Source organism: Vibrio sp. Y20_XG_PY13 (genome assembly GCF_024181925.1).
GTDB classification, from domain to species: Bacteria; Pseudomonadota; Gammaproteobacteria; order Enterobacterales; family Vibrionaceae; genus Vibrio; species Vibrio parahaemolyticus.
Genome location: NZ_JAMZAL010000003.1, coordinates 473,113 through 486,505, shown reverse-complemented (window position 1 = coordinate 486,505; position 13,393 = coordinate 473,113). Strand labels below are relative to the sequence as shown.

The following is a 13,393-nucleotide window of genomic DNA, read 5'->3' as shown; positions in this document are numbered from 1 at the left end:
TTGACGCCACCCACTCGGTATAAACGACAGACACAAAAAAGAGGAGCATCGCTCCTCTTTTTTGTGTCTGTCGTTTAGTCTCATTTAGATGCAGCTGTTTGGCAGCATCTTACTCAGACAAAAAACCGCCGGTTTGATGCTTCCACAACTGAGCGTAAACGCCACCCAATTGCAGCAGCTCGTGGTGTGAGCCTTGCTCAATGATTTTGCCGTCATCCATTACAATCAAACGATCCATCGCGGCAATCGTTGATAAACGGTGAGCAATCGCGATCACTGTTTTTCCTTCCATCAGAACTTCAAGGTTTTCTTGAATTGCCGACTCCACTTCTGAATCAAGTGCAGACGTAGCTTCGTCCATGATCAAAATTGGCGCGTTTTTCAACAGCACGCGAGCAATCGCCACTCGTTGACGCTGACCGCCAGACAACTTCACGCCGCGCTCACCCACTTCAACATCGTAGCCGGCATTGCCTTGTTCATCTTTCAACGTTTGGATGAAGTCATGCGCGTGTGCTTTTTCAGCGGCGTTAATCACAGCCTCCATTGAAGCGCTTGGATCACCGTAAAGAATGTTCTCTTTAATTGAGCGATGCAGCAAAGAAGTGTCCTGCGTGATCATACCGATATGTTGACGCAGCGACTCTTGTTCGACTTGCGAAATGTCCTGCCCATCAATACAAATCTTACCCGTATTCACATCGTAAAAACGCAGCAACAGGTTAACCAACGTGGATTTACCTGCCCCAGAGCGACCGACAATACCGACTTTTTCGCCTGGTTTGATGGTCAGGTTCAAGTTTTCAAATACCGCCTTTTCGTCACTGTAGTTAAAACCTACGTTGTCGAAACAGATCTCACCTTGCGAGATTTGCAGAGGCTTGGCATTTGGCACGTCTTTCACTTCAACGTCGTTTGAAATCGTATTGATGCCGTCCACTACCGTGCCAATGTTTTCAAACAGCGCGCTAACTTCCCACATGATCCACTTCGACATACCTTGCACACGCAACGCAATACTGATGGCAATCGCAATGGCACCAATCGTCACGGCCTCGTCTAACCAGAGGTATACCGAGATAGCACTGATAGACAGAAGCAATAAATAGTTGATGGCATCGACACTGAACAGCAAACAAGTCACCATGCGCATTTGGCGGTAAACTGTCACCAAAAACTGCTTCATGCTGCTTTCTGCGTATTCCAACTCTCGTTGCGAGTGCGCGAACAATTTCACGGTAGAAATGTTGGTGTAAGAATCCACAATGCGTCCGGTCATGACCGAGCGAGCGTCCGCTTGATCCGTCGCAACCTGCTTCATTCGTGGGATAAAGTAGAACTGGATCAGAACATAAATGCCTAACCAGACCACAATCGGCAGCATCAACAAGCCATCTGCCTCACCCATCATCCAAATCATCGACAGAAAATAAACGCTGATGTAAACCAGTACATCCACCAGCTTCATCACTGTTTCTCGTACCGCTAACGCGCTTTGCATCACTTTGGTCGCGACTCGGCCTGCAAAGTCTCGTTGGAAAAAGCCAACCGCTTGTTTCAGTAAGTAGCGATGAATCAACCAACGGATAGACATCGGGTAATTACCCAATAACGTTTGGTGCATCACCATCGAGTGCACAAAGCCTAAACACGGCATCACAACGACAACAAGCAACACCATCATCATCATGCGATCGCCTTGATCCGCCCAGAATGTTGCACGGTCTTGGTTGGCAAGAATATCCACCAATTCGCCCATGTAACGTAAGAGCGTCACTTCCGTCACCGCAATCAATGCACTGAATATCGCCATGACAAGTAAAGGGGCTTCAAAGCCACGAGTGTAAAAGCGACAGAAGCCAAAAAGCGTCTTCGGTGGCTTTTCGGTTTCCATCTGGGGAAAGGGTTGGGTCAGTTTTTCAAACCAATTAAACATAACAACTACTTTGGTTACCGCGAATAAATTTGCGGACGTTTTACTATCTTTTGATACGAAAGTCAGTAAAATACCGAAACAAAAGTTCAAATGATAATAATTACAATTAAGCTTCTTGTTAAATATAATTGTCGGGAATGTATTTATGACGAAAAATAACTTACTGACCGTTGCGATCCGTAAAGCAATGGTTTGCGCGATTGCGCCTACAGTAGCAGTGGTTGCGCTTTCAGCGAACGCACAAGATGACGTTACCGCGATGGAAACCATCACCGTCACAGCACAAGCGTTAAAAGTCGAAACACCAGCGGCAGAAACACCACGCAGCGTTTCTATTATCTCTGAAGACGAACTTCGCGTTCGTGCACCGCAAAAATTGGACGAAGCATTACGCTACACATCTGGCGTAACCGCTCAGCCTTATGGCGCCGACAACGACACCGATTGGTTCAAAGTGCGCGGTTTTGATGCTGCGACTTATCTAAACGGCAACCGCCTATTCCGCGACGGTTACTACACATGGTTGGTCGAACCTTACGGCCTAGAAAGTGTGGAAGTGGTTAAAGGCCCATCAGCTATTCTGTTTGGTGAATCGGCACCAGGCGGTATCGTGAATGCAGTACAGAAAAAACCAACGTTTACGCCTCAAGGCGAAGTAAAAGTGGAAGTGGGCAACAACCAACACCAGTCGGTGGGTTTTGACATTGCTGATGAAGCAAACGACGATGGCACAATCCGCTACCGTTTGGTTGGCCTGATGACAAGCCAAGATGGCGAACTGGACGGCACCAACAACGAGCGTTTTTATCTAGCGCCAAGCGTCGAGTTCGACATTTCTGACCGTACAATGCTGACCGTTTTGGCTACTTACCTTCGTGATGACGGTGTGCCAACCAACCCATTTTTCCCAGCGGCAGGTACTCTGATTGGTTCTAACTTTGGCAAAATCGATCCTTCGACTAACCTTGGTCAGCCAAACTACGATAAATACGAACGCACGCAGTTCTCTCTAGGTTACTTGCTAGAGCACGACATCAATGACACGTGGTCATTCTCGCAAAACCTCAACTACGGTTCGAATGAGTTGTACTTGCGCAGCTCTTACGCGTTCTCAAACAACGATCCGGCGAAAGAAGAATTAACGCAAGGCATCGTATTCCGTGACGGCAAAAACCAGAGCATCACGTTCGATAACAATGCTGTCGGCAACTGGATGACAGATAACGCAGAACACACTGTGCTCGTCGGTATGGATCTGCAATTCCACAAAACCGATGGCGACGAACAGGACAACTACGCGTTTGGCACCATCAACCCGTGGAACCCAGTTTACGGCAACTTCAATCCACTTGATCCTTCAAAGAACGTAAAACGTGAGATTGAGAAATCTCAAGCAAGTGTCTACTCGCAATACCAATTGAAACTGCATGAACAATGGATTGGTAACGTAGGTGCTCGTTACGACTGGGTAAAAACAGAAAACTCTGGCAAAGGCGTAGGCGTTGATCAAAACGAATCTCGTGATGATGGTCAGCTGTCTCTCAGCGCGGGTGTGATGTTCCTTGCAAACAATGGTTTGTCACCTTACGCAAACTACTCTCAGTCGTTTGAAGTGATCAGCACCATTGATGCGGCAACCAATGAGCTTTACAAACCGCTAGAAGGCGAGCAAGTAGAAGTGGGTGTGAAGTATGAGCCAAGCTTTATGGATGGCTTTATCAACCTAGCATGGTTCGACATTACGCAAAAGAACGCGTTGGTGACCAACCCATCAACATGGATCGCGACACAAACGGGTGAAGTGACTTCTCAAGGTATTGAGCTTGAAAGCACGGCGCAGCTAACCGACGATCTAAAACTGATGGCAAGCTACACCTACACCAAAGCGAAAACAGACGAAAGCTTTGGCAAAGGCAAAAAACAAGCCGCGCTTATTCCTGAACACCAAGCTTCGGCGTGGGTAGACTACAGCGCGTACAGCCTAATTCCAGGTCTAAACATCGGTACTGGTGTCCGTTATGTGGGTGAGTCTAAAGATAACCCTAAGAGCTCGAACCTAACCGTTCCTTCAGTGACTCTTTGGGATGCGTCAGTCACTTACGACATCACTTCACAGTGGCAAGCACAGCTAAACGTGAACAACATTCTGGATAAAGAATTTGTATCAGGTTGCGATTACTGGTGTTACTACGGCCAGTCTCGCTCTGTCATGCTAAACGCAAACTACCGCTGGTAATTGAACTTTCTACTCCCCTTTCTTGAGGGGAGTTTTCTCCTGAGAGCCATCCATGTTTCAACTGTCTAATATTGAGATCGTTCGAGGTGGACGTCAGATCCTCGGCATCGACCAACTTAACATCCCAACGAATGAACTGACTGTCGTTTTGGGCCATAACGGTTCAGGCAAATCGACACTGGTAAACCTGCTTTCTGGTCAAATGTCACCAGATAAAGGCACGGTAGCATTAAACGACACTTCCCTTTCATCACTCAAAACCAAAGACCTGGCAAAGCAGATAGCCTATTTGCCACAAAAGCTGCCCTCCTCGGCTGGTTTAACGGTAGAAGAGCTAGTGCGCTTAGGCCGCTTTCCGTGGCGTGGCGCACTTGGTCGTTGGAAACCTGAAGACAAACAGATTATCGCTGAAGCCATGGCTCGCACTGGCGTAGCTCCGTTTGCTCAAGCATTAGCGGACGATTTATCGGGCGGTGAGCGCCAACGCGCTTGGGTGTCTATGCTGTTGGCTCAACAATCACCGATTTTGATCCTAGACGAACCAACCTCCGCGCTCGATGTTCACCATCAATTTCAACTGATGGCGCTACTGGCAGAGCTGAATCGAACCGAGAACGTAGGCATTATCGTGATCCTTCACGATTTGAACTTAGCATTGCGCTACGCAACCCACATAGTTGCACTCAAAAAAGGTCAAATTGCCTTTGAAGGCAACGCCGAAATGCTACTTGATGAAGCGCGTTTGTCTGCACTTTACGAATCACCAATTAAGCTCATTGACCATCCAACGCCCGCGGAGACACTTGCTAGCCAGAAGGTGGCGGTGGTATGTGCATGATGGTTCGATTTCTCAAACAACTAAGCTGCACGACTCTACTTTTCACAGTGATGATTGCACGAGCGAACGCAGACATTACCGTTCATGATGCGTACGGCGCAGTGACTTTTGAGCAAGTGCCGCAGCGCGTCGTGGTTCTCAACTGGGACATTTTGGAGCAAGTGCTCGCGTTGGACATCGAGCCCATTGCTGCGCCTAACTTGCCGGGTTACCGCCAGTGGGTAGTGAATCCTTACGCACCAGAATCCATTGAGGATATCGGCACTCGCGCCGAACCCAATTTAGAGAAGATCGCGAGTTTGAAACCCGATGTGATCCTAGCGGCTTCTCCCCAGCAAGATTTGATTCCCCTGCTCAGACAAATCGCGCCGGTGGTATATTTGCCGAATTTTTCGCAAAACGAAGCCGCGGCTCAAACCGCAATCAAGCATTTTCGTACGCTAGGTGCGCTGTTTGATAAACAAGAGTTAGCGGAACAAAAACTGGCAAAACTCAATGACTCATTCAAACAACTGCGTGACAAAATTCGTCAGCATTATTCTGCCCCATTAGACGTGTTGGTAATGCGCTTCTCGACACCCAATTCTGTTCTGCTATCGACTGAAAATTCGACCACTGACTATGTGGTTGAGCAGCTTGGGTTAACCAACCCTATCCAAGTCTCTGCGCGCGCTTGGGGCATCAAACAAGATCGCATCAACCGCTTACAAAACCTTGAACAAAGCTACGTACTTTACGTGCAGCCTTTCCCGCAAGAGAGCAAGTTGAACAGCTCACCACTTTGGCAAGCGATGCCATTCGTGAAAAAACAGCGCGTAAATTCGGTAAGAGCGGTGTGGGCCTACGGCGGCGCGATGTCTTTGCAATACATGGCAGAAGCCATTACCGACAGCTTAATTGAACTGGCACCAAAACAATGAGAACGAAACCGTACATTGGCTATGTCGCGCTGATTGCGTTGCTTAGCCTATTGAGCTTACAAATTGATACGAGCTTGTCGTTGAGTGAACAATGGCAGTTGTTCACTCAACCAGAAAGCGCCAGCGAATTTCGTGATGTTTTCTTTATGCAGTCTCAGTTACCTCGATTGAGCATCACATTATTGGTTGGTGCAATGCTCGGGCTGACTGGCAGTTTGATGCAGCAGTTAACGCAAAACAACCTCACCTCACCGCTGACCTTGGGCACCTCTTCCGGTGCTTGGCTTGCGCTGGTCATCGTTAACATTTGGTTTGTTGACTGGGTGGCCGACTATTCCGCTTTCGCTGCAATGGCAGGTGCTTTGGTCGCGTTTGGTTTGATCATTTCGATCGCTGGTGTGCGCAATATGACGGGGTTACCCTTAGTGGTCTCCGGTATGGTCATCAACATTTTGCTTGGCTCCATCGCGACAGCTCTAATTATTCTCAATGCACAGTTTGCTCAAAACATCTTTATGTGGGGAGCGGGCGACCTTTCACAATACAGTTGGGATTGGTTTGAATGGTTGCTGCCACGTTCTACTGTCGCAATCGTCATTTTGATTGTCGCACCACGCATTCTGACCCTAATGAAACTGGGACAAGAAGGCGCAGCAGCCCGAGGCTTAGCGGTATTACCCGCGTTTGGGGCGTTAATGGTGATGGGTATTTGGCTAGTATCAGCCTCAATCACTGCGGTTGGTATCATCAGTTTTATCGGCTTGTTAACCCCAAACATCGCCCGTGCAATGGGAGCGAGAACGCCACGCGATGAACTCATCAGCAGCATGTTGCTTGGCGCTGCGTTGCTGCTTATCACCGATTCTGCGGCGATTTATCTCAGTTTGTTGTTAGAAGAAACCATCCCAAGCGGTGTGGCGGCGGCGGCCATTGGTGCACCTGCGTTGATCTGGTTTACTCGCAAGAAACTGACAGCTACGGATCAGCTGAACTTGTCGATGAGCCAAGGAAAAACGGCTCTATCGAACGCTGCAGTTTGGGGCATTGCAGTAATGGGGATCATTGGCATTCTGGCGTACTCATTTGTTACGCACGGTATCAGTGGTATTGAGTTTGCGATTCCTGGCGAGTTCCAATGGCAACTGCGTTGGCCACGCATGATCAGTGCGATTTCAGTAGGCGTTGCCCTTTCCATTGCAGGGATCATTTTGCAGCGCATCGTTTACAACCCACTTGCGAGCCCAGACATTCTCGGTGTGTCATCCGGCGCAACCTTTGCCATTATCATCACTGGTGTGATGGTTGGATCTGTACTCGCCGCATTTAACTGGGGCGTCGCTTTTCTGGGCAGTCTGACCGTATTGATGCTGCTGCTCATTATCGGGAAACGCAGCCACTTTAACCCTTCTAATTTTGTACTCTCGGGTATTGCCCTTAGCGCCCTATTACAAGCTCTCGTTCAGTTTGCGTTGGCGCAAGGCTCTGGGGAAAGTTACAAAATTTTGCTCTGGCTCACGGGCTCAACGTATCGCGTCACCAGCACAAGTGCATTGGTGTTACTTATCTCCGTGTTGGTGCTTTTAGCGATTGTATTTGCGTTGTCACGTTGGCTAACACTGATTTCTATTGGTCGAGCGTTTTCTAACGCGCGCGGGCTGAATCCATCATCTGCGAACACGATTTTGCTTGTTATCGTTGCTCTGCTGTGTGCCTTTTCAACGGCGACGGTCGGCCCCGTTTCCTTTGTTGGTTTGGTCGCACCACACATGGCGATGATGCTAGGAGCAAGAAAGGTCAAAGAACAATTATTCGTTGGCAGTTTGATTGGTGCAACGCTTATGGTTTGGGCGGATTGGTTAGGGCAAATCGCCATTTACCCGAGCCAAATTGCAGCAGGTACGTTAGTCGCGATTATCGGTAGTACCTACTTCTTGTTCCTGATGCTCAAAAGCAAGTTCCGATAGCTTGGCGTAAAGATAAGCGAAAAAAGAAACCCGCTCTTTGGGAGTTTACTCCGAAGCTGCGGGTTTCTTTTTAATGCGAGTTAGTTGAATGCAGCGTCGTTCGATTCATCATTCGAAGCAGGAAAACGCTGCTCGTAAAGCTCCATAAAGTCCTGACGAATCAAATGTTCTAAATGGTTCGCCTTATCTGTCGGGCAGAAGATCATCACATGCACAATCTGCTCACCATTAATATGACTTGAAATGTGGATGTGCGGCTCTGCACCCGGCAGATCGACACCGGCATGCTTCTCGATCATGGCATTGTAACGATGAGCCACATCACTAAAGTAACTGCAATGCTCATCAATTTTGTCCGTTAACGGTGTCAGTAGCGGATACAAGTTGACGAAGTCTTTCACCACAATCGTGAAATTATGGTAAACATAACGCTTCATGAAGTTGAGGTTTTTAACCGGATAGGTGAAAAACATACTATTCGGCAACGTCGCGGTTTTACCCGTGTAATGGTATTGCCCGTGATGCAAATCGATCTCTTGAATCACCGTCGCCATCATGTTGTGTTCGATCACCTCGCCACACAACTTCCCCACTTCAATCCAATCACCCACTCGAAACGAGCGCGAACTTGCACGTTGAATCGAGCCTGTAAAACACAAAATGATCTCTTTCGATGCCACCACAATAGCGACCGCAATCGCTGTAACACTGAGCGCAAACTCACTGATTTCTGATTGCCAGAGGATAAACAGGATCAGCAATGTGAACGCAAACGTACCGTTTTTGGTTCTCGACATCCAACTGCGTTGATCTTCGGTTAAAAAGGCATGATCACCGCGAATCATCGACAAAATTGAACGACGTACCAACCACATAAAAAACAAAATTAATGTGGTAAACAGCATTTTGTGCGTGAGAAGAAAATCGACGACCAACTGCACTTTCTCCATTACCCAGCTCCCTTGTTACAGACTTATTATCTTTCGAATAGTAATAGGTAACCATAACAAATTATTCTGTCAGTTGTCCGTGTTCACTCTCTTTAAATACGATAAAGGCACGTCGATTCAGTGCGTTTGCTTCCGAAGTCGTTTGATTTATGACCGGTTGCAGTTCACCAAACGCTTTGACCTCCCAAACAAGCCGCGACGCATCAAGTTTGGTCTTGAGATATTCGACCACAGTTTGAGCTCGTCGCTCTGCCAATTTTTCATTGTAAGAAAGCGAGCCGACTTGATCAGTGTGTCCTGCAACCAAAATGCTGCCTTCTAATCCTTGTAACTGTTCAATGAAATCATCGAGCTGAGTGAGATCTTCAGCTTTCAACTCTGACTGATCAAAGTCGAAGTGTGGCGTCATGGTCATATAAACCTTACGCTCTGGCTTTGGAGGTTCGCAGAATGGCATCTCATCGTATTTTTGCGCCTCCTCAAACATGACGTACGCTCGGCGGTTTTCGGCTCGCGCTTGCTCTGAAGTATCGAGCGTAAGCGGTTGAGTCTCGCCAAAGTGCTTGATCTCCCAATCATAAAAAGTGGGATCAAGCTGCTGCTTGAGGTACGCCGCAACGGATTGTGCTCGGCGTAGAGAAAGCGCGTCGTTGTACTCGTTTGAACCTTTGTAATCAGTGTGACCGACAATGGTAATGCGTCCGCTTAAACCTTGAATATCGCGAATAAACGCATCCAGACTTGTCGCATCTGCTTCACGGATCTTGAATTTGTCGAAATCAAAGTGCTCTGCAACGGCAATATGAATTTCTCGCTGCGGCGCTAAACACTCACTAATAAGAAACTTAGAGACATTCACATCGGCGAATTTCTCTCGGTTTTCTTGGCTCACGTAAGTCTCGGTAGCACAACCTGCTAACAATGCACCAATCATAATGCCGCTCAACAAGCGAATCGTCGTTTTCATGTGACCCTCTTATAACTTACCAACTAGGTTAATGAACACGCCTGATGCGTCGTAGTCATCATCATTCGCAAGGTTGCTGTCAAAGCCTGAGAAGTTATAGCCGACGCCGACTTTGAAGTTGTCGCCAAGATGTTTGTTCACTGAAATCAGCGCACCTTGCTCTAACTCATCGTAGGTCGAATCGGTCTTCCAATGGTACTCGCCTGTCACGTCCCACTCTTTCATCACTCGGTAAGAAGCACTTAAGCCGTACAATGAGATTTTGCTGTCAACCGGAATGTCTTCACCCGATTGACGAGTGAAAAGTTCATGCTTGTTTTTGAATGCGTATTTCGCGCCTAAATCCCAGTTGGCATCAAGTGAATAGATGCCTTCCACTTCTATGATATGGCTTTCTTCATCTTTGTAATCCACATCGCGATTGAGTTGGTCGAAGTCCACTAAGTAGGTGTAGCGCGACAACAAATTCAAACGATCGTTGTAAATTGGGCGATACGCCAATCCAGCGGTCGACTCAATAAAACGAGCCAACATTTTGTCGCTTGATTTGCTTTCTGAGCGTGAGTAATTGAACTTACCGAATAAGGTGTACTCTTCCGTCAGGTGATGGGTGTAACGGTTGGTCGTCACCCATTGGTCGATGCGTTTTTTGTCTGGGTCAGCAGAGTCATCTGTCTTATCGACACGATATTCCACTTTGTTCTTGAACAACACATCATCGACATCAATCGAGGTGCTTACACTCACCGCTTGGCGCTCGGTGGTGATGTTTTGTTCATCCTCGATTTCGCCTTTCTGATAGCCGATACCCATGTCGATGTCGTCGTTCATGTCGTAGCCAAAGCCGAATGAATCGATGCGACCTTTGCCGTTGTTCTCATCAACAAATTGGTTTTCTTGGTAGAAATCGACCGTTGAAGTCAGATCTGCACGTTGGCCGACAATCACGTTGTTTTTGCCTTCGTAGCTGTCATCGACATAGGTTAAGTAAGTGCTGTAGTCTTCCGTCACATCATAAGTCACGCTGGCTTCAGCCGCATCGCCACGATCGCCCGTGGTGTATTCTGCGCCAACGACGAAGGCTTCTAAAATACGCGTTTCACCACCAATAGTGACGCTGTCGTTCTCATCGTACTCATCGGTTTTTCCAACGGTTTTTTGCCCTTTGATGTAAACGTTGTTGTCGCTATCCCAAATGTAATCGGCACGCAGGCCCGCTAAGGTGCCTTTGCCTTTTTCGTCTTCGTTGTTTAGCTCTTCGACCTGTTTACCTGCTGCGGAAATCTTAATGTGTTTGGTCACTTTGACCTGAGTTTCCAGTTCTGCCTGTTGAGAATCCGTTCTTAGTGTGCCGTCGGACTCACGCTCTTCCATCGAAGTAAATCGAGTTTTTACCGCAACACGATCCGTTGCTTGAAGACGGATTTCCGTACCATAAGATTCTTGTTCTAAATCGTCATCTTGGCTTGCGTAGCTGTAACCTGCATCTTTAGATTTGTACCAAGCTTTTACATCGTTACCCACAGCAGAAAACACGCTCGGGGCGATATCGTAAAGGTTCATCACCCCTTTCACTTGATAAGAGTCACCTTCACGATCATCCGCACTGCCGCCAATAGGAGTAAAGGTTAAACCGCCATCGAAAGAGACATAGTTAGAATCGGTTTGACGACCTTTACTGTGGCCGAACTCGGCTTTCAAATAGGTGCCTTCTGATGCTCGTAACGTTAAGTCTGTGCCGTACGCTTCATAGTCTTGGTTATCTTTTTCTTCGGTTTGATAGTTTGCACCTACACCGATGTAGTCGTTTACCCAACCTTTGACGCGTCCACCAGCGGTCATTGCACCAAGCGCTTCACTGCCTTGAGGCACGTATTCATAATCAACAGCAAGATAGTTGTCATAACCGTCAGCTGGGGAGTCGTTAATGACCGAGCCAAAGTTGTCAGAAATGATGTTGCTTAGTGGTTTGGTTAGAATAATTCGGCCTTGGTATGGGTCGACTTCATAGTCACGTCCCGACTGCAACGGCAGTTCTTGCAAGGTGATGCCGCTGTTTGGGTCGACCACCTTAACCATCACTTTGTCGCTGCCCGGTACAACTTCGCCATGGCGTAAGAAGTACAGCGAACCGCCAGTACCTAAAAATTCATCGTGCGCAAACAGCGAATCCGATTCGGCGGCAAAGCCAACGATGTTAAGACGATCTTCACCGAACTTGGTGGTAGAACGTGTGCGATAGTCACCTTTGAAACCATATAGGCTGCGGTTGTAATCGTTGTTGTCAGTACCAGTTATACCTGTGTTGTAGTTCCCCCACAAAACGTTGGATTTGTCGTATTCAACGTTGAGATACACTTTGCCTTTGGTGTTGACCACTTTGTAGATGTTCGAGCTGTCACCGTAGTTGCCGTAATACATTTCATCGTCGTCTTCGAGAATGTCGAATACGCTGGATGAATCAGAGGCAAACGGGTGCTTAAACATGTCTCGCACGTCACTCTCTTTGGTATCAAAGTGGGTGGTGATTCGGAGTTTGTCACCAAACTTACCTTGGCCAAAATACGCTAAGCGACCTTGGTTATAGATATCATCTTGATATTGGTCATCAACCGCCAATGCTGCCGAATTACCTGTGACTTTGTTTTTACCAATGTAGAAATCCGCCAAACCCGCTTGTACCCAATATTCATCCGGAATACGCACGTACAGTTGGTAACGTCGCTCTTCACCGCTATCAAATACCACACGAGTTGGGAATAGATAGGCGTCGGCTGGCAAGTATTGTTCGGCGTAAAGCTCGCCCTCTTCTACGTCAAATTCATCTTCACCAATCACCACTTTGTCGACACCTTTTAGTCCCGTACCCATAAACCTTGCCAGACCAGCCGAGGTAGGAATGTTGTGGCGCATCAACTGAGCTTTGCCAAGCTTACGGCTTTGATCTTCTTCACCATCATTCTTGTCGATGTCGACTTCAGAATCGGGTTCAACAAGATCGATCACACCGACGCTTGTCACGTCCATGTTGCCGTCTTTATCAAACGCTTTTAAGCGAAACAGAAGCTGCGTGTTGGATTCAAATTGGTAGTCTTGATCGGTCTTGCCATCCCAAACGATGTTGAAATCGTTGGCAAATTGCTGACCTTCCACCACCGCCAGCGGAGACACCAAACCACGATCGCCACCGCGATACACTTCTAATTGGTAATGATCCACGTAGTAACTGAAGTTGGTGGTGATAGCAAAACTCATCTCTTGCGGAGGTTTGCCGTTTCTGACTTCCACATTGCTGCTGATGCTCAGATCCAGCACCGGGTCAAAGCGCATGATGTCACGGCTAACCCAAATCGCACCTTGTTCCAGATAAATACGAGAATTGTCGGTTTGTTCATGCGTATTAACTTCAATACCCAGTGAGTCACTGCCCAGTTTTTCTAACTGGCTGGTGTCTTTTGCGTACGATAGGATCGGCAACGCCGCCGCGATACATATCGTCAGTTTTGATTGTCTAAATCTAATCATAATTTTCTTGCTTAACCGTTGCAGTCAATGGCTGAGAACAAGCCCAGCCAACGTGTA

At 47.6% G+C, this 13,393-nt stretch carries 8 protein-coding genes; 4 read left to right on the top strand and 4 right to left on the bottom strand.

The window, feature by feature from the left end:
* Positions 1–109: 109 nt before the first annotated feature.
* Entirely contained in the window at positions 110–1,936 is a 1,827-nt protein-coding gene (locus tag NL646_RS11075) for an ABC transporter ATP-binding protein (RefSeq protein WP_005499711.1), read from the bottom strand.
* Between the two features lie 145 nt (positions 1,937–2,081).
* Here NL646_RS11075 and NL646_RS11070 point away from each other — a divergent pair, with 145 nt between their 5' ends.
* From NL646_RS11070 to fhuB, 4 genes are read left to right on the top strand one after another with little or no spacing between them, the layout of a single operon-like run.
* Positions 2,082–4,172 (top strand): TonB-dependent siderophore receptor, encoded by a 2,091-nt coding sequence (locus NL646_RS11070; protein WP_021484113.1) that lies wholly within the window; start codon positions 2,082–2,084, stop codon positions 4,170–4,172.
* Positions 4,173–4,224: 52 nt separating this feature from the next.
* Complete coding sequence (locus NL646_RS11065; RefSeq protein ID WP_253664231.1) at positions 4,225–5,010, top strand: ABC transporter ATP-binding protein; 786 nt, start codon at positions 4,225–4,227, stop codon at positions 5,008–5,010.
* A complete protein-coding gene (locus NL646_RS11060; RefSeq protein WP_005463014.1) occupies positions 5,001–5,930 on the top strand; it encodes an iron-siderophore ABC transporter substrate-binding protein in 930 nt (309 codons plus the stop codon). Before NL646_RS11065 ends, NL646_RS11060 begins: the two co-directional genes overlap by 10 nt.
* Complete coding sequence (gene fhuB, locus NL646_RS11055) at positions 5,927–7,894, top strand: Fe(3+)-hydroxamate ABC transporter permease FhuB (protein WP_045587305.1); 1,968 nt, start codon at positions 5,927–5,929, stop codon at positions 7,892–7,894. The genes NL646_RS11060 and fhuB overlap by 4 nt, the downstream gene beginning before the upstream one ends.
* 80 nt (positions 7,895–7,974) lie before the next feature.
* Here fhuB and NL646_RS11050 read toward each other — a convergent pair whose 3' ends face one another.
* From NL646_RS11050 to NL646_RS11040, 3 genes are all read right to left on the bottom strand, one after another.
* Complete coding sequence (locus NL646_RS11050; RefSeq protein ID WP_005463003.1) at positions 7,975–8,844, bottom strand: mechanosensitive ion channel family protein; 870 nt, start codon at positions 8,842–8,844, stop codon at positions 7,975–7,977.
* 61 nt (positions 8,845–8,905) lie between these two features.
* Positions 8,906–9,811: an OmpA family protein gene (locus tag NL646_RS11045; protein WP_020838140.1), complete on the bottom strand. Its 906-nt coding sequence runs from the start codon at positions 9,809–9,811 to the stop codon at positions 8,906–8,908.
* Positions 9,812–9,820: 9 nt separating this feature from the next.
* Complete coding sequence (locus NL646_RS11040; RefSeq protein WP_253664230.1) at positions 9,821–13,336, bottom strand: DUF481 domain-containing protein; 3,516 nt, start codon at positions 13,334–13,336, stop codon at positions 9,821–9,823.
* Between the last annotated feature and the right edge of the window lie 57 nt (positions 13,337–13,393).